Source organism: Rhizobium sp. 01N48 (assembly GCF_056399145.1).
The window spans coordinates 13,404-30,292 of sequence record NZ_JBFTQT010000007.1 but is presented as its reverse complement, the minus strand read 5'-3'; the positions used below and the strand labels follow the sequence as shown (position 1 = coordinate 30,292).

18 protein-coding genes and 2 tRNA genes are annotated in these 16,889 nt (G+C 60.5%); 10 read left to right on the top strand and 10 right to left on the bottom strand.

The window, feature by feature from the left end:
• Positions 1-193: 193 nt before the first annotated feature.
• Positions 194-856: a protein-L-isoaspartate O-methyltransferase family protein gene (locus tag AC1DOG_RS14825; RefSeq protein ID WP_289726281.1), complete on the bottom strand. Its 663-nt coding sequence runs from the start codon at positions 854-856 to the stop codon at positions 194-196.
• Between the two features lie 719 nt (positions 857-1,575).
• On the opposite strand from AC1DOG_RS14825, the gene AC1DOG_RS14820 reads away from it, so the two are divergent.
• A tRNA-Cys gene (locus tag AC1DOG_RS14820) sits at positions 1,576-1,649 on the top strand.
• Between the two features lie 158 nt (positions 1,650-1,807).
• Here the strand turns inward: AC1DOG_RS14820 and AC1DOG_RS14815 are convergent.
• The gene (locus AC1DOG_RS14815; protein ID WP_113199554.1) at positions 1,808-2,266 is read right to left on the bottom strand and encodes a BA14K family protein; all 459 of its coding nucleotides are present in this window, start codon (positions 2,264-2,266) and stop codon (positions 1,808-1,810) included.
• Positions 2,267-2,493: 227 nt separating this feature from the next.
• Between AC1DOG_RS14815 and AC1DOG_RS14810 the strand changes: the two genes are divergently transcribed.
• Both AC1DOG_RS14810 and AC1DOG_RS14805 read left to right on the top strand, forming a co-directional pair.
• Positions 2,494-3,135, top strand: a complete 642-nt coding sequence (locus AC1DOG_RS14810) for a DUF47 family protein (protein ID WP_026283297.1) — start codon at positions 2,494-2,496, stop codon at positions 3,133-3,135.
• Positions 3,135-4,139, top strand: coding sequence for an inorganic phosphate transporter (locus AC1DOG_RS14805; RefSeq protein ID WP_113237007.1), 1,005 nt, complete (start codon positions 3,135-3,137; stop codon positions 4,137-4,139). Before AC1DOG_RS14810 ends, AC1DOG_RS14805 begins: the two co-directional genes overlap by 1 nt.
• 10 nt (positions 4,140-4,149) lie before the next feature.
• Here AC1DOG_RS14805 and AC1DOG_RS14800 read toward each other — a convergent pair whose 3' ends face one another.
• Positions 4,150-4,443, bottom strand: a complete 294-nt coding sequence (locus AC1DOG_RS14800; RefSeq protein WP_018900104.1) for a hypothetical protein — start codon at positions 4,441-4,443, stop codon at positions 4,150-4,152.
• A 108-nt stretch (positions 4,444-4,551) separates the two neighbouring features.
• On the opposite strand from AC1DOG_RS14800, the gene AC1DOG_RS14795 reads away from it, so the two are divergent.
• A tRNA-Asn gene (locus AC1DOG_RS14795) sits at positions 4,552-4,626 on the top strand.
• A gap of 150 nt (positions 4,627-4,776) precedes the next feature.
• Here the strand turns inward: AC1DOG_RS14795 and AC1DOG_RS14790 are convergent.
• The 5 genes from AC1DOG_RS14790 to AC1DOG_RS14770 all read right to left on the bottom strand — a co-directional run bounded on the left by AC1DOG_RS14790 (position 4,777) and on the right by AC1DOG_RS14770 (position 7,812).
• Positions 4,777-4,959: a hypothetical protein gene (locus AC1DOG_RS14790; RefSeq protein WP_477929016.1), complete on the bottom strand. Its 183-nt coding sequence runs from the start codon at positions 4,957-4,959 to the stop codon at positions 4,777-4,779.
• 109 nt (positions 4,960-5,068) lie between these two features.
• Entirely contained in the window at positions 5,069-6,292 is a 1,224-nt protein-coding gene (locus AC1DOG_RS14785) for an MFS transporter (protein WP_477929014.1), read from the bottom strand.
• A 163-nt stretch (positions 6,293-6,455) separates the two neighbouring features.
• Positions 6,456-6,890: a hypothetical protein gene (locus AC1DOG_RS14780; protein WP_112941476.1), complete on the bottom strand. Its 435-nt coding sequence runs from the start codon at positions 6,888-6,890 to the stop codon at positions 6,456-6,458.
• A 121-nt stretch (positions 6,891-7,011) separates the two neighbouring features.
• Positions 7,012-7,602, bottom strand: coding sequence for an alpha/beta hydrolase (locus tag AC1DOG_RS14775; protein WP_289727287.1), 591 nt, complete (start codon positions 7,600-7,602; stop codon positions 7,012-7,014).
• A 9-nt stretch (positions 7,603-7,611) separates the two neighbouring features.
• Positions 7,612-7,812, bottom strand: a complete 201-nt coding sequence (locus AC1DOG_RS14770; protein WP_112941478.1) for a hypothetical protein — start codon at positions 7,810-7,812, stop codon at positions 7,612-7,614.
• 305 nt (positions 7,813-8,117) lie between these two features.
• On the opposite strand from AC1DOG_RS14770, the gene AC1DOG_RS14765 reads away from it, so the two are divergent.
• From AC1DOG_RS14765 to AC1DOG_RS14750, 4 genes are all read left to right on the top strand, one after another.
• Entirely contained in the window at positions 8,118-9,563 is a 1,446-nt protein-coding gene (locus AC1DOG_RS14765; protein ID WP_477929011.1) for a cryptochrome/photolyase family protein, read from the top strand.
• Positions 9,560-10,897 carry an NAD(P)/FAD-dependent oxidoreductase gene (locus tag AC1DOG_RS14760; protein WP_477929009.1) on the top strand — a complete coding sequence of 446 codons (1,338 nt, stop codon included), beginning with the start codon at positions 9,560-9,562 and terminating at the stop codon, positions 10,895-10,897. Before AC1DOG_RS14765 ends, AC1DOG_RS14760 begins: the two co-directional genes overlap by 4 nt.
• Complete coding sequence (locus AC1DOG_RS14755) at positions 10,894-11,736, top strand: DUF1365 domain-containing protein (protein ID WP_477929007.1); 843 nt, start codon at positions 10,894-10,896, stop codon at positions 11,734-11,736. The genes AC1DOG_RS14760 and AC1DOG_RS14755 overlap by 4 nt, the downstream gene beginning before the upstream one ends.
• A gap of 164 nt (positions 11,737-11,900) precedes the next feature.
• Positions 11,901-13,160, top strand: coding sequence for a class I SAM-dependent methyltransferase (locus AC1DOG_RS14750; protein ID WP_477929005.1), 1,260 nt, complete (start codon positions 11,901-11,903; stop codon positions 13,158-13,160).
• 117 nt (positions 13,161-13,277) lie between these two features.
• Here the strand turns inward: AC1DOG_RS14750 and AC1DOG_RS14745 are convergent, their stop codons facing one another.
• Positions 13,278-14,111, bottom strand: a complete 834-nt coding sequence (locus tag AC1DOG_RS14745; protein WP_477929003.1) for an SDR family NAD(P)-dependent oxidoreductase — start codon at positions 14,109-14,111, stop codon at positions 13,278-13,280.
• Positions 14,112-14,211: 100 nt separating this feature from the next.
• Complete coding sequence (locus AC1DOG_RS14740) at positions 14,212-14,856, bottom strand: ChrR family anti-sigma-E factor (protein ID WP_026283300.1); 645 nt, start codon at positions 14,854-14,856, stop codon at positions 14,212-14,214.
• Positions 14,857-15,086: 230 nt separating this feature from the next.
• Here AC1DOG_RS14740 and AC1DOG_RS14735 point away from each other — a divergent pair, with 230 nt between their 5' ends.
• Both AC1DOG_RS14735 and AC1DOG_RS14730 read left to right on the top strand, forming a co-directional pair.
• On the top strand, positions 15,087-16,127 hold the full coding sequence (locus AC1DOG_RS14735; protein WP_477929001.1) for a cysteine synthase A: 1,041 nt from the start codon (positions 15,087-15,089) through the stop codon (positions 16,125-16,127).
• A 6-nt stretch (positions 16,128-16,133) separates the two neighbouring features.
• A complete protein-coding gene (locus AC1DOG_RS14730; protein WP_477929000.1) occupies positions 16,134-16,871 on the top strand; it encodes an alanyl-tRNA editing protein in 738 nt (245 codons plus the stop codon).
• Positions 16,872-16,889 lie beyond the last annotated feature (18 nt).

The window sequence follows — 16,889 nt, the reverse complement described above, 5'->3', positions numbered from 1 at the left end:
CGGATTGCGAGGTGTCGGCATCCGAATCACCCAGACTGTAGGATAGCCGATCGGGGAAAAAAATCATCGCGAATCAAATGACTGCCGCTTTGCACAGTTTTCTCAAAGGTCAATGACTGCTTCGACGGTTCGCCTGAAACAGAAACGGGCGCCAGTGGCGCCCGCATCGTAAACAACCCATGTCGCGTGTCGCTTAGAACACGAATTCGCGTGCCTTGGCGAAACCCGGCAGCGGCTTGACGGAAGCGTTGAAGAAGACGTTTTCGGAGACCGCGCCGCGCTCGCTGACGAACACCGTCGCGCGCGCCGAGCCGCCATATCCCTTGATGGTGACAAGGCGACCGCCTTCACGCAGCTGCGAGAACAGCGAAGCCGGAACTTCCTCCACCGCGCCGTTGACGAAGATCAGGTCGTAGGGCGCGCCCTTGGCGCTGCCGGCTTCAAGCGATCCCGTTACGACGGAGACGTTGGCATAATCGGCAAGGTTTGCCGTTGCTTCAGCGGCAAGCGCTTCGTCTTCTTCGAGAGCGACGACCGAACCGGCGAGCTTGGAGAACAGTGCAGAAACATAACCCGTGCCGCAGCCGACATCGAGAACGACGTCATCCTTGGTCACGGCTGCAAGCTGCAGCAGCTTGGCGAGCGGCGACGGCTGCATCAGGAAACGCGCCGGCTTGCCGGCTGCGGCCGGACAGATTTCGACGTCGGTGTCGATGTAGGAGATCGCCTTGGACTTTTCCGGGACGAAAGCCTCACGCGGCACGGCAAGGAAAGCGGCCTGAACGGAATGAGAGGTGACATCCGTGGTGCGGATCTGGTTGTCGACCATGTTGGCGCGTGCCGTCTCGAAATTCATAGTGTCCTCTCGCCCAATGAAAAGCGCTTATTGCTCACCCGTGTCTTAATCGCAGGGGAACCGGCTTTCAAGGCTTCCTTAGCGACTGCAGCAAGATTTCGGACGGCGAACCCAATCCCTCAATGACTCAAGAACAATCCATGGAAACGTTCATGAGATTGTGATAATATTGCAACCGGAGGAATAAGGAGGAGAAGACCATGTCAGTCATAGCTGAATATTTCTCGCTGTTCGACTTTTTCATCGTCGCCGCGCTGATCGCGATCATGTGCTGCGGGTTGCTCGGAAAAGAGACAAGCTGAGATTTGGAGATCGCCTCCCGCAACCACGACGTTCAGGTGGTCGTCAGCTTTATTAGCGATGACTTGAACCACTAAGAACGAAGCCAGCGGGGTATCATGGCGAAGTCAGCTCTCTTGGGCGGTCTCTTTATCGGAGGCCTGCTTGCAATTGTCGTGATGATACCGCTCGTGCATGCCAGTGTGCCTGGTGTAGCGACCAATGGCGTATCGCCGCTCGTTTCCTTGCAGCGCGGCAACTGACAGAAGCCAACCGCGTCAAAACGGGCATTGGTGCCCATTCTTGGATGGCCGTTCGTCGGGTGATGTCCCATACCTCACTTTGGCGCCTGAAATCCCCCAGGATTTTGAACAACCCCCTTGCGCTTGTTTTCTATTCATTCTAAATGCCGCCCACGCTTTCGAAAGTAAGCGTCGTGAGGCCTCGTGGCGGAGTGGTGACGCAGAGGACTGCAAATCCTTGCACCCCGGTTCAATTCCGGGCGAGGCCTCCAAATTCTCACCGAAAAATGATGTGCTCATATGTGACGCTCTAGCCGTGCACGGCCGATGCGCGCTCGCACGTCCAAACCCGCGCGCTCAGCACTAAAAAACCTGACCGCTATCTAGCGATCAGGTTCATCATTGTCGTCCAATCTTCGACTTAGCTCCATTACGGGCCTACGCATTGACGGCGGGGGCCGTAGTTGGGCTGGTAGGTGTTGTCTGAGGCGCGATAGGAGCGGTAGCGGCTGTAGCAATAGTCCACATGCGAACCGCCGGAACGATAGCGAGGCTGAGCCGCGAGTGCGCCGCCGATAATGGCGCCTGCGGCCAGGCCACCGATGATAGCGCCGGTGTTGTCGCTATGACGGCGATAATAGCGGTCGTCGTAGCGGTTGTAGTCGCGGCGATAGTGGTCACGACCACGATCGCTGTAGCGATAGCGATCACGGTTGCCGTTACAATTACGATACGGGCCGCATCGATCCCAATTGCGGCGGTTCACGTCCGCAGGGTTCGCTCCCAAGATAGAGTCATATTGCTTTCCCCTGACGTCGAACGCGCTGGCTGGAGATATGCCTCCCAGACATGTCATCAACGCCACGGCGATAATGGCCAGTTTCTTCATTTCAGACCTCACAATCCACAGAGATGCTTTGTTCGTTGTCTCATGGCGGGATAACGCGCATTCCGGCAACTCGTTCCAATCGTTTGGTTTTGCTCAGAATTTGTCAGCGAATACGGCGATTTCGTGAGGGTTAACCCTGCGCGCCCGAATGACCGCCCGGCACTTTCTTTGGTCTGGTCGCTGCTTTATGACAGTTTTATGACAATACCCTTTCATGGATGGATACTATGCTGAGCTGGTTTCGGAAACTCATGCCACGGGAAGACCGGTTCTTCGATCTCTTCGCGCAGCACGCGAAAACAGTCGTGGGTGCGGCCGAAGCGCTGAATGAACTGCTTTCCGGAAACGACACCGAAAAGCACTGCGCCCGCATCGTCACGCTTGAGAATGAAGCTGACGATATCACCCGCGATGTGCTGCTCGCCGTTCGCCGCAGCTTCATCACGCCGTTCGATCGGGTCGACATCAAGGACCTCATCCAGTCGATGGATGACGCGATCGACATGATGCACAAGACGGTCAAGACCATCCGCCTGTTCGAGCAGAAGAGTTTCGATCCCGTGATGCAGGAGATGGGTAAGACGATCGTCGAGGCCGCGCATATGATCGCCGAGGCCATTCCGCTGCTCGATCGAATCAACGCCAACGCCCCTCGCCTGACGGCGATCGCCGAGGCGGTAACGCGGATCGAGGGACGGTCGGACGAATTGCACGATCAGGGGCTGAAGGACCTTTTCCACAAGCACGGCGCCACCAACCCGATGGCCTATATCATCGGCAGCGAGATCTACGGCGAGCTCGAAAAGGTCGTCGACCGCTTCGAGGACGTCGCCAACGAGATCAGCGGCATCGTGATCGAGAACGTCTGATGGACGCCACCCTTGCCTTCCCGCTGCTTGTCGGGCTGATCGCGGTCGCGCTGTTCTTCGACTTCCTGAACGGCCTGCATGATGCGGCGAACTCGATCGCAACGATCGTTTCGACGCGCGTTCTGAGGCCGCAGTTCGCCGTTGCCTGGGCGGCCTTCTTCAATTTCATCGCCTTCCTGTTCTTCGGGCTGCATGTCGCCGAGACGCTGGGGACCGGGATCATCGATCCGGCCATCGTCTCGCCCATGGTGATCTTCGCGGCGCTCATGGGCGCGATTATCTGGAATATCGTCACCTGGGTGTTCGGCATACCGTCGAGTTCGTCGCATGCGCTGGTCGGCGGGCTGGTCGGCGCTGGGCTCGCCAAGGTCGGCTTCAGCTCGATCGTGTGGAGCGGTCTCTTGAAGACCGCAGGCGCGATCGTCATGTCGCCGATGATCGGCTTCCTCCTGGCGCTGTTCCTGGTTCTGATCGTCTCATGGCTCTTCGTGCGGCAGACGCCGTTCGCGGTCGACCGCACCTTCCGCATCATGCAGTTCGTCTCGGCGTCGCTTTATTCGCTCGGACACGGCGGTAATGATGCACAGAAGACCATGGGGATCATCGCCATCCTGCTTTATTCGCAGGGCTATCTCGGCGGCAGCTTCCATGTGCCGCTGTGGGTGGTGCTCTCCTGCCAGTCGGCGATGGCGCTGGGCACGCTGTTCGGCGGCTGGCGCATCGTGCATACGATGGGATCGAAGATCACCCGGCTGAACCCGATGCAGGGCTTTTGCGCGGAGACCGGCGGCGCGCTGACGCTGTTCGGCGCCACTTGGCTCGGCATCCCCGTCTCGACCACACACACCATCACCGGCGCGATCATCGGCGTCGGCGCGGCGCGGCGGGTGTCTGCCGTGCGCTGGGGACTTGCAGGCAATATCGTCGTCGCCTGGGTAGTGACGCTGCCGGCCGCCGCATTGATTGCGGCAGCCTTCTACTGGATCGCCGGTCTCTTCGCCTGAGCGATTGATATCAGGAGGCGGAATTCCGCCTCCTGTGCCACCAAACCGAAAATCGTCGTCTCATTCGCCGCGCGACATGCAGGTCGTGCGACAGCACCAGCACGCCGAGGGGAATCATCCAGAAGCCGAGAATCGGAAGAAAGCCCAGACATCCGCCAAAAATCAGCAGTCCGCCGATCAAAAGCCTTGCTATGCGCGACTTCGGCAGCGGAATGCGGGTCGGCCCCATGACGATGTGGCCGGTGGTGTGATCGATGCCAAAGCGTTTGGCGGTGTTTTTCGGGGTCTCGGTCATCCACAGCATGTGGGGATAACCTGAATGATTGCAAGGAGATGTCATTTTTTTGAAAAAACCGCTTGGCAAATCGAGCAAGCATTTGTATTAGCCCACTCACACCGCGGCGAGCGGTGATCCCTGGTAGCTCAGCGGTAGAGCATTCGACTGTTAATCGACAGGTCGCCGGTTCGAATCCGGCCCGGGGAGCCAGTTTCTAAAAGGTCTGCGTTGAAAAATGCAGGCCTTTTTCTTTTCCGAAATCAAAGCGATAGGTTTAGCACCGAGGTTCTCTCGGCGGCGGTGCGATTGTTTCATCCCCGTGGGCGATCGAGCCACGGGGATAAAGACGAAGCGGCGATATCAATAGCCGCAGGAGCGTCCTTCGTTCGGCCTGAAGCCATCGGAGCAGGCGCGGTTCATGGAATCGCCAGGCACATAGCCGGATGCCGACCCCGCGGAGGTCGGGTAGCCCGCACACCCTGCGGTGAGCGCCGAAAGGCCGATCAGCGCGATCGCGGCCACGACGTTTGAAATTCGCTTCATATGCACCTCTCCTCGAAACTGTCTCTGCTATTAAGCTAGCGCGCATCCGCCAAACGCCACGTAAATTTCTTGGGTCACGATTGGCGAATGCTTGTCGCGGTTTGGCACCCTACCCTTGCAGCGTGTCGACCTTGCGAAGATCCGGGAACAGCCGCGTCCACAGAAGCACCACGACGATGGTTCCAACCCCGCCGATAACGCCGGCGGCGACGGGACCCATCATGCCGGCCAGCATGCCCGATTCAAATTCGCCAAGCTGGTTCGAAGTGCCGATGAAGAGCGAGTTGACGGCGTTCACACGTCCGCGCATCGAATCCGGGGTCAGGAGCTGAACCAGCGAGCTGCGCACCACGACGCTGACCGTATCGGCAGCCCCCACCACCAGCAGCGCGATGATGGACAGCGCGATATTCGTCGATACGGCAAAGATGATCGTCGCGACGCCGAACACGGCGACCGCCGCGAGCATCTTCGCCCCGACCTTGCTGGTCAGCGAGCGTCTTGCCAGAACGATCGACATAGTGAGCGCGCCGACGGCCGGGGCCGCGCGCAGCATGCCCAGTCCCCAAGGGCCGGCATGCAGGATATCGCTGGCGAACATCGGCAGCAGTGCCGTGGCGCCGCCCAGCAGAACGGCAAACAGGTCGAGCGAGATCGTGCCGAGCATCACGGGCTTGCTCTTGATGAAAGAAACGCCGGCGAAGACCGAGGCGAGCGTGACCGGTTCGCGTTTGCTCGGCGTCCATTCCATGCGGATCGAGATGACGTTGACGCTTGCAACGGCAAACAGGACGGCGGCCACGGCGAAGGGGGCGACGGCATCGACGCCATAAAGCAGGCCACCCAGCGACGGGCCGACGATCAGCGCCGTCTGCATCATCGAGGTCGAGGTCGCCACCGCGCGCTGGAGCAGCGAGGGCGGCATGATGCTGGGGAGAAGTGCTGCCATCGTCGGACGCTCGAAGGCGACGGTCGCGCCCATGATCGTCACCGCCGTCAGGATGCCCGCCGGCGTCAGCCAGTTCTGCCAGGTGGCGACGGCAAGTGCGGCCGACACGGTGGCGAGGATCAGTTGGCAGATCAGGCCGATGCGCCTTCGGTCGAAACGATCGGCGACGTGGCCGACCACGAAGGTCAGAACCACCATCGGCAGGAACTGGCAGAGTCCAACCATGGCCAACGCAAAGGCGCTATGGGTCTGATCGTAGATCATCCAGCCCATGGCGATGGCGACGCACTGAAAGGAGAGAGAGGAAAAGACGCGGGAAGCCGCGAAATTGAGATAGCCGGGATGGCGCAGAACGCTATCCTGGTGAAGTGCTGATGCATCCATGAGAAGACTGTCCGGCCCGCTGCCGACAGCGCGCCTCTGGGGGTTGTTGCTGCAACCGTTTCCGCCCGGACAGTCGTGCTTGTCAATGGCATCGGGGCCGCTTTCCGTTCGGCCCCGCTAAAACACGTGATCGTGACCGCCGACAGCCGTCAGCTCAAAGACGTTATCTCTTCTTCTTGGTCGAACGCACCTTGACCGGCGCCGGCGGCGGGATCAGTTCGGCGTCGGCGTAGCAATATCCGGCGACCCAGCCGTCGCTGGCGAAGAGCTTGGAATCACCCTCGGCGTGCCACTGGCAGGTCAGCGAGTTGGGGTCCCATGCGGTGACGGTCACGTCATAGACGCCCTTGCCGGCGAAGGTGGTCTTGGGATTGCCCGTCAGACGCCAGCCCTCGGCCGGCTGCATCGTCCATGACACCCTCTGGCCCTTGCGGGCCTTCTGCTTGATGCCGAATTCGGGGGTCTGGCAGCGGTTGGTGGCGGGATCGCAGTTCATTTTCGCCGTCGACATCTGCGTCGGCGTATTTGTCACCACCGTCTGGCAACTGCTGAGCGTAAACGCCACGAGTGTCATGGCCAAGGCAACTTCATACCACATATCCGGCCTCCCATCCGTCACATGCTATCGATGAAGACCACATTACAGCATTACGACAGGCTCGGCTCTTCACCGTTCGGGGGATATGGGCGCCGACGATTACATCGAACGGCAATGGCGATCAGCCAAGCGAGGTGTGCGACGCGTGTTCCGGTACGTATCGCCGCGGCGCCTTCGCCTTCTCCCTGAGATTGTCGAATAGCGCATAGCCGCCAGTCCAGCGACCGAAGCCGCTGGCGATATTGATGTGGCCCGCAAGGCCGATGTTCCTGAGCTCGGTCTTCCACAGACGCGCGTAGAGCGTCAGGCGGTCGAGCTCCATGTAATGGTCGTTCAGGCTGCCGACGGTGATGCTGGGGAACGGCAGCGCCCTTGTGGGCATCGGCCCGAAACGGATAGCGGCATCCGGGTGTCGCCGTTCCGTGGGGCGCAGATCGCAAGGGGCGACAAGGAGCGCGCCCTTGATGCGGCGCGCCGATGGCCGGTCGGCGAACTTCGCCGTCAGCAGGCAGCCGAGACTATGGGCGACAATATAGGCCTCGCCGTGCTCGATGAGCGCCTCTTCGAGCCGGTCGGCCCAGCGATCGACCAAGGGATCGTCCCAGTCATCCTGCTCCACCAGAACGCTGTCGGGGTGGTCGCGGAGCCAGTATCGCTGCCAGTGGCCCTGGTCGGAGCCGTTGAGCCCGGGAATGATCAGTGTCGCTGTCATCGCCCTCTCCTAGAAATCGGAATAGCGCGGGCTGTGCATGAGCGCAGAGATTTCGTCCGTCATCTGCATGATGCGCTCGCGCAGATCAGCGCCCGTTCCATCCTCGATGTCCTCACTACCAAAGCAGTATCGTGCCTCGTGCAGCTCTAGCCTCGCTTCCAGCTGGTCGCGGATGGTGCAAAGGCGATCGAAATGCCTGATGATACTCATCGTCGTCTCTCCTGTGCGACCGCATTCTCCGGCCGCCATCTGATGAGAGCAGTATTCTCTATCTTTTTAGTGGATTAAAGGAATGAGCATCCCTGCATGCGCGAACGAGGGAAAAAATCGGCATGCCGATCTCGCCTGAGGGCGACGATCAACCCGCCAGGCGACCCGCGACGCGCGCAACCACCGATGCTGTCGGATAATTTACCGATGTGCCGTGTTAAATCTTTATGCAGGCTGAAACTTTTGATCCACACTCCCCGTAGCTTCGTAACAGAAGCAACACAGGAACAAGGGGATCACATTCATTGTCCGACGATGCCGCAAAGCCGCTTATCCTCTGGTTTCGCAAGGATCTTCGCCTCGACGACAATCATGCGCTGCATGCTGCCTGCCGCACCGGACGCCCGATCATTCCTCTCTATATCCGCGAGCCCTCCTCCTCCGGCACCGGGCCTCTGGGCGGCGCGCAAGAGTGGTGGCTGCATCATTCGCTGATGTCGCTCACCGCATCGATCGAAGCGCTTGGCGGCTCGCTCAATCTTGTGAGCGGCGATGCGCTCGATGTGCTCGTCGACCTGATCAAGAAGACGGGTGCGGACACCGTCATGTGGAACCGCCGCTACGATCCGCCGGGCATCGCCATCGATACGCGCATCAAGCGGGAGCTCGAGCAGCAGGGCCTCGATGCGCAGAGCTTCGCCGGCCAGTTGCTGCATGAGCCGTCGCGGCTGAAGACAGGCGGCGGGACGCCCTACCGCGTCTATACGCCGTTCTGGCGGGCGCTTGAGGGTGCAGGCGAGCCGTCTCACCCCGTCGATGCGCCGAAGAAGATCAAATTCGCGACGGAGCTTCCCGCAAGCGAGGCGCTGAAATCCTGGAAGCTCCTGCCGACCAAGCCGGACTGGGCCAAGGATTTCGCCGAGGTCTGGACTGCCGGCGAAGAGGCGGCGCGCGAGCGGCTTGCCGATTTTCTCGATCAGAGCCTCGAGGGCTACAAGGCCGACCGTGATTTTCCGGCCAAGCAATCGACCTCGATGATGTCCCCCTATCTGGCGCTGGGCGTGATCTCGCCTGCCCGCATTTGGGAGGAGACGCGTGGACTGGATGTGCCGGCTGACGATCTCGTTCATTTCCGCAAGGAGCTCGCCTGGCGCGAATTCTCCTACCATCTGCTGTTTCACTTCCCGAAGCTGCCCTACGCCAACTGGAACGACCGTTTCGACGGGTTCGAATGGAGCAACAGCACCGCCCATTTCCGCGCATGGACCAAGGGCATGACCGGCTACCCAATCGTCGACGCCGGCATGCGCCAGCTCTGGAAGCACGGCTTCATGCATAACCGGGTGCGGATGATCGTCGCCTCGTTCCTGATCAAGGACCTGATGATCGACTGGCAGCGCGGCGAAGCCTGGTTCCGCGACACGCTTGTCGATGCCGACCCGGCAAGCAATGCGGCGAGCTGGCAATGGGTGGCGGGCTGCGGTGCTGATGCCGCCCCTTTCTTCCGCATCTTCAATCCGGTGCTGCAGGGCGAGAAGTTCGATCGCGATGGCGCTTATGTCCGCGAGTTCGTTCCCGAGCTTGCCGTGCTCGATACCAAATACATCCACAAGCCCTTCGCAGCACCGCAAAGCGTGCTCGACAAGGCAGATATCAAGCTTGGCGAAACCTATCCCAAGCCGATCGTTGACCACGCGACCGCCCGCGACCGGGCGTTGAAAGCCTACAACGCCGTAAAGGACGCAGCATGAACGCCCATTTTCACCACCCGCACAGTCGCTTGAAGATCGCGGTCATCGGCTCCGGCGTCTCCGGGGCATCAGCGGCATGGGCGCTCAATCCGCTGCATGACGTCACGCTCTACGAGAAGGAAACGCGTGCCGGCGGCCACACCGCCACCGTGGACGTCGATTACGACGGAACTCGCATTCCCGTCGATACCGGCTTCATCGTCTACAACGAGCCGAACTATCCGAACCTGACCGCGCTGTTTGCGCGGCTCGGCGTTGCCACACATGCCAGCGACATGAGCTTTTCGCTCTCGCTCGACCATGGCAAGCTCGAATGGAGCGGCAGCGGCCTGTCTTCGATCTTCGCGCAGAAACGCAATCTTGTGCGCCCGTCCTTCCTCTTGATGATCCGCGAGATCCTGCGCTTCAACAAGACCTGCCTCATCGACCGCGCCGCCGGCCACCTCGCCGCGCGATCGATCGGCGACTATCTCGATTGGCGCGGTTTTTCGCCGGGGTTCACCAACAATTATCTGGTGCCGATGGCAGCGGCGATCTGGTCGACGCCGGCCGCGAAGATGATGCAGTTTCCGGCCGAGCACTTCGTCAACTTCTTCGACAATCACCGCCTGATCTATTCCAGGCAGCACCAGTGGCGCACGGTGACCGGCGGCAGCCGTAACTATCTCGACAAGCTGCTTGAGCCTCTGGGCGACCGGTTGAAGCTCGGGCTCGGCGTGCGCGCCGTGATCCGGACAGAGAGCGGCGTCACCATCGTCGATGAACGCGGTGAGCAGCGCCACTTCGACAAGGTGATCCTTGCCGCGCACAGCGATCAGACGCGGCGCATGCTCGTTGATGCGACCGAGCAGGAAAAGCGGCTGCTGGCGGCCGTTCCCTATCAGCCGAACAGGGTGGTGCTCCACCGCGATCCGATGCTGATGCCGCAGCGCCGGAAGGTCTGGGCGTCCTGGAATTATCTTCGTTCCAGCTCGGCTAACGGTAACGCCGATGTCGCCGTCACCTACTGGATGAACAAGCTTCAGGCGATCGACGATCGCTTCCCGTTGTTCGTGACGCTCAACCCCGACCGCGAGCCCGACCCGCGCAAGGTCTTCGCCGAGTTCAGTTACGAGCATCCACAGTTCTCAGCCGACAGCGTCCAGGCGCAGCGCGCGCTTACGGATATACAGGGGCGCAATGGCTGCTACTTCGCTGGCGCCTGGACGGGCTATGGTTTCCATGAGGATGGGCTGACCTCGGGCCTTGCTGCCGCCAAAGCGCTCGGCGCGGCGCTGCCGTGGAGCACGCTCAAGACTGATGATATCGAACCGGAGCTGGACGCCGTCGCATGACGCAGGAACGCGAAGGACGAGGCGTGAGCATGCGCGACAACGGGCCACCGCCCGAGGCCGCCGCCGCGCTCTATGTCGGCGACGTCATGCACCAGCGCATGAAGCCCTTCGGCCACCGCTTTCGCTACCGCGTATTCTCGATGGCGATCGATCTCGACCGGCTGGATGAGGCGGATCGGCTGTCCGCGCTGTTTTCGGTCAACAAGCGCAACGCCGTGTCGTTTCATGAGAGCGACCATGGCGGCAAGATGGGTGTCCGCGCGCATGCCGACGAACTGCTGGCGCGGGCGGGCTTGCGTGCCCAGCGCGTCGTGCTGGTCTGCTACCCCCGCATCCTCGGCTACGTCTTCAATCCGCTTTCGGTCTACCATGCCTATGACAAGCATGATCAGCTGATCGCGATGATCTACGAGGTTCGCAACACGTTCGGCGAACGGCACACATACGTCTGCCCTCTTGGCCCCGGCGAGATGAGCGACACCGGCATTCGGCAGAGCTGCGACAAGATCTTTCACGTCTCGCCCTTCATCGAGATGGGCATGCGCTACAATTTCCGCATGCTGCCGCCGGGCAAGGAGATCCGCTGGCGTATTCTCGAAACCGATGCCGATGGCCCGCTGCTTGCGGCGACCTTTTCCGGACGACAGGTGGGGCTCACGACGAGGAACCTGGCGTGGCTGACGGCCGCCGTTCCGTTTCTGCCAATCAAGATCGTCGGCGGCATTCATTGGGAGGCGCTGAAATTGTGGCTGAAGGGCGCGAAATACATCGCAAAGCCTGCACCACCCGCCCCTGTCAGCGTGGTCGCGCCGCGCGAGACGGCGGAGGCAGCGGAATAAGATAAGCGTGCTTCGATATATGCGTCGATTGTGCGCAACACAGGATTGGAAAATTGTTTGGCTTTTCCAATTTTTACGATAGCGTTCAAAGCAATCGCCGGGGGGCGGAGATTTTCAGCGCATCGTCGTCCTGAACCGGCTAAAACTTGCCGGAGGAGAAAACCATGAGTGATGCTAGCGACTTGACCGATTCTCAATGCAACGCGATCCAGCTGACGCAGCAGAATATCGGACAGGTTTCGAAGGGACTGCCGCTGCGCGCCAAGCTGGCGCTGAGGGCATTGTTTCGCATGGAGCATGGCTCGCTGACGATCGCCTTTCCCGATGGCCGCGTGGTGCGGGTGACCGGCAGCACGCCCGGCCAGCACGCCGAGATCCATCTTAAGAACTGGAACATCTGCTACCGGGCGCTTTCCAACGGCACGATCGGCGTGGCCGAGAGCTACATGGACGGCGATTGGGACAGCCCTGATATCGCGGCCTTCCTCGAGCTGTTCATCGTCAACGACGAAGCGATCCAGGATTATGCCAACGGCAAGCGCGGCCTGCCCCGTCTTGTCGAGCGTATCCGCCACTGGATGAATACGAATACCCGAAAGGGTTCGAAGCGGAACATCTCGGCGCATTACGATCTCGGCAACGACTTCTACAAGCAGTGGCTCGATCCGACGATGACCTATTCGTCGGCGCTTTACTCCACCGGCGCCAACGACCTGCAGTCGGCTCAGAACGCCAAGTATCGGGCTCTGGCCGAGGCAACCGGGATCAAGCCGGGTGACCATGTGCTGGAGATCGGCTGCGGATGGGGCGGTTTTGCCGAATTTGCCGCCAGCGAGCTGAATTGTCGGGTCACGGGCCTGACGATCAGTCGCGAGCAGCTGGCCTTCGCCGAGGAGCGCATCCGCAAGGCAGGGCTCAGCGACAAGGTCGACTTCCGCTTTCAGGACTATCGCGACGAAACCGGCGTCTACGACAAGATCGTTTCGATCGAGATGTTCGAGGCTGTCGGCGAGAAATACTGGCCGGCCTATTTCTCCAAGCTCGAGCAGTGCCTGAAGCCCGGCGGCAAGGCGGGCCTGCAGATCATAACGATTCGGCCCGAGTCCTTCGAACAGTACCGGAGCAATCCAGACTTCATCCAGAAGTACGTTTTTCCTGGCGGCATGCTACCGACCCGCGAGCATTTGGCCGAACTTGGGCGAAAAGTGAATTTGTCACTGGTGCGGGACTTCGGTTTTGGGTTAGACTACGCACGTACTCTGGCCGAATGGCGAGAGCGTTTTTGGTCCGTTTGGGAACGAGTTCGCCCACTGGGCTTCGACGAGCGCTTCAAGCGGCTCTGGGAGTTCTATTTATTTTATTGTGAAGCAGGTTTCCGCGCCCGAAACATAGACGTCCGCCAGGTCGTCTTTTCGCGGAGCTGACGAGAGCGGGTGGCGGGACCAGACAGTCGACCTCCTGTCCCGGTCGCCACCCGCCTCGTCTATCTCCTCATAAACATCCTGATCGCTTGTCGGCCTGATGACGCGTGAGCGCCTGAGCTATTCCGCCGGGCTTGGCGTCACCGGGCGGCGACCGTCGGCCCGTGGGCGCTCCTGCCAGCCGGTGGCGCGGTTCACCAGCCAGAAGTACAGGCTGTAGGGCAATAGGTTGAGAGCCTTCAGCGTGTAGGTGAAGCGCTTGGGGAAGGTGATCTCGAAATTCTTCGACTTCAGGCCCGCATAGATCTCGGCGGCGGCCTCGTCGACCGGGACCAGCGACGGCATCGGGAATTCGTTCTTGCGGGTGGCCGGCGTGTCGACGAAGCCCGGATTGATGAGCTGGATGCGGATGCCCATCTTGTCGAGATCGAATTTCAGGCTCTCGGCCATATTGATCAGGGCAGCCTTGGTGGCGCCATAGGCCGCACCCGTGGGCAGGCCGCCGTAACCTGTGACCGAAGAGACGATGGCGATCTGCCCCTGCCCCTTGTGCTTCATGTGACGCACAGCCGGCACGAGGCAATTGACCACGCCCTGCAGATTGACGGCAAAGCTCTGCTCGAAATCCTCGCGGCGCAGCTCCTCGGCATGAACAGGGAGATAGACGCCGGCATTGAAGACAGCGAGCGCCAGCGCGCCGTGCTCGTATTCGATCGATGCGAGCACATGCTCCATGTCTTCGGGATTGGTGACGTCGCCATCCAGCACGATGATGCTGCCGGGCAAACCATTCGCTTCCGATTGCAGTTCGGCGAGCTTTTCGTGGTCGCGGGCGGTCACGGCGACCTTGTAGCCTTCGCTTGCCAATTTCAGCGCCAATGCCCGGCCGATGCCGGAGCTTGCGCCTGATATCCAGGCAATTCCATGTTCGGGGCGGGCTACAAAATCGTTCATGGCGCGACTCCTTAGGTTGTATCGAAGAACGTCGAAACGCGCCCGGAAGTTCCTCTCAACCTTCCGGGATAATGGCTCTATCACGCTATTGTGGCTGCTTTCAGCCGATCAGGTCGCCAATCAGCTGGCGGAAGGACCCGGTCAGTTTGATGGGGGCATCAAGAACGGAAAATGCAATGCAGGGACGATCTTTTTCGGCCACCGGGCGGTGATCGATCGTCTCGTCGGCAACGGAGATGTCGCCGGGGCCAAAGCGGCCGCGATTGTCGTTGAAGGCGCCGTCGAGGATGAGCGTCAGCTCCATGCCCTTGTGGGTATGAGCCGGCATGGCGCGGCCCGGCTTGATCCACATGACGCTGACTTCGCAGCCGTCGATATCGACCGAATATTCCTTGAAGCCGGGGAGCTTGGTCTTCCACGGCACCGTATCGACATCGAAGCCGACAAGGCGGCGCAGGGCGCGCGGGAAGATGCTTGGTTTGTCAGTCGCGATGAATGGCTTGGGCTCGACCGGCGCGGCGGATGCGAAGATCCGCGCCAATCTGGCATCGCGGTCATCGAGACTTGCTTCGGAGGTCTGCTCAAGCTCCTGGCCGGCCAGAAACTCAAGGTCCTGCACCAGCATCCGACGATCCGGCTTCATTTCCAGATGCGATTCGACAAGAACGCGCGCCGGCTCCGGAAGGGAGCCCGCAACATAATACGCCATCAATGCATCGACCGTGTCGATATGCTCGTGAACCATGATGGTTTCGGTCGTTTCCGCTTTCAGTGATTGCTTTGTCATCATCCATACGATGAATGTCAATCTCCGGATCACATAGCGACCCGGATCAGCACGTGGCGAGCCAATCTGGGACGGGAAGTCTAATTTTACCGTGTTGGTTGGAGGCGAGGAATAGGATTTCTTGCCAACCCAGCCTTGTGAAGGGAAAAGACCGTTCCTAAACTAAGTGTTTCAAAGAGGCAGATTCCATGACCGTTCATCCCTCCGTCCTAGAAGCCATTGGCAACACTCCCCTGATCAAGCTCAAGGGAGCGTCGGAGGCGACCGGTTGCACCATTCTCGGCAAGGCGGAATTCCTCAACCCGGGACAGTCGGTCAAGGATCGCGCGGCGCTCTACATCATTCGCGACGCCGAGAAGAAGGGCCTGCTGCGGCCGGGCGGCGTGATCGTCGAAGGGACCGCCGGCAACACCGGCATAGGCCTGACGTTGGTCGCCAAGGCGCTCGGCTACCGCACGGTGATCGTCATTCCCGAGACGCAGAGCCAGGAAAAGAAGGACGCGCTGAAGCTGCTTGGCGCCGAACTCGTCGAAGTGCCTGCCGTCCCCTACAAGAACCCCAACAATTACGTGAAGGTTTCCGGACGTCTTGCCGAGCAGCTCGCAAAGACCGAGCCGAATGGCGCGATCTGGGCCAACCAGTTCGACAACGTCGCCAACCGGCAGGCGCATGTCGAGACGACGGCAAAGGAAATCTGGGCGGATACGTCAGGCAAGGTCGACGGCTTCATTTGCTCCGTCGGCTCGGGCGGTACGCTCGCCGGTACCGCGATGGGGCTGAAGGGCTTCAACAAGGACATCAAGATCGGCATCGCCGATCCGGATGGCGCGGCGCTCTATGAATTCTACAAGAACGGCGAGCTGAAGTCCGCGGGTTCCTCGATCACAGAGGGTATCGGCCAAGGCCGCATCACCGCCAATCTCGAAGGCTTCACGCCTGACTTCGCCTACAACATCTCGGATGCGGAAGCCCTGCCCTATGTCTTCGACCTCGTCGAGCATGAGGGGCTTTGCCTCGGCGGCTCGTCGGCGATCAACATCGCGGGCGCGGTGCGTCTCGCCAAGGACCTCGGCCCGGGCCACACGGTCGTGACCATTCTGTGCGACTACGGCAACCGCTACCAGTCGAAGCTCTTCAATCCTGATTTCCTGACATCGAAGTCGCTGCCGCTGCCGGCATGGCTGACCTCGCCTGTCGATATCAAGATCCCATACGAACCCGCAGCGTGAGGCCCAATGCCCGTTAATGCCCTCTATCGTGACGACTTCTATCTCTCGACCTGCGAGGCCATCGTCACCGCCATTCACGAAGACGGGGGCATCGAGCTCGATCAGACCTGCCTCTACGCGACCTCGGGCGGCCAGCCGGGCGATACCGGCTTTCTCGAGCGCGCCGATGGCAGCAAGATCACGCTGGGGCAGACCAAGCATGGCGCCGCCAAGGACATCATCATCCATGTTCCGCTAGAGGGACAGGCAAGCCCTGCGGTCGGCGAGAAAGTGGTGCTGCATGTCGATTGGGAGCGCCGCCACAAGCTGATGCGCATGCACACGGCCTGCCACCTGCTTTCCGTCGTCTGCTCCTATCCGATCACCGGGGCGGCTGTCGGCGAAGAGGAGAGCCGGGTCGATTTCGACATGACGGACACGATCGACAAGGACGAGGTGACGGCCAAGCTGATGGCTCTGGTCGACCAGGACCATCCGGTTTACCTGCAGTGGATTACCGACGAGGAACTAGCGGCCAATCCTGGCATCGTCAAATCGAAGAACGTGCGGCCGCCGATGGGGCTCGGTCGCGTCAGCCTCGTCTGCATTGGCGAGAACTCGGCGATTGACAGCCAGCCCTGCGGCGGCACACATGTTGCGACAACACGAGAAGTCGGACAGATTCACATCGCCAAGATCGAGAAGAAGGGCAAGGAAAACCGCCGCTTCCGTATCCGTTTCGGCGCTCCTGGCGACGACGCATAAGCATTGATTGGAGAGAGC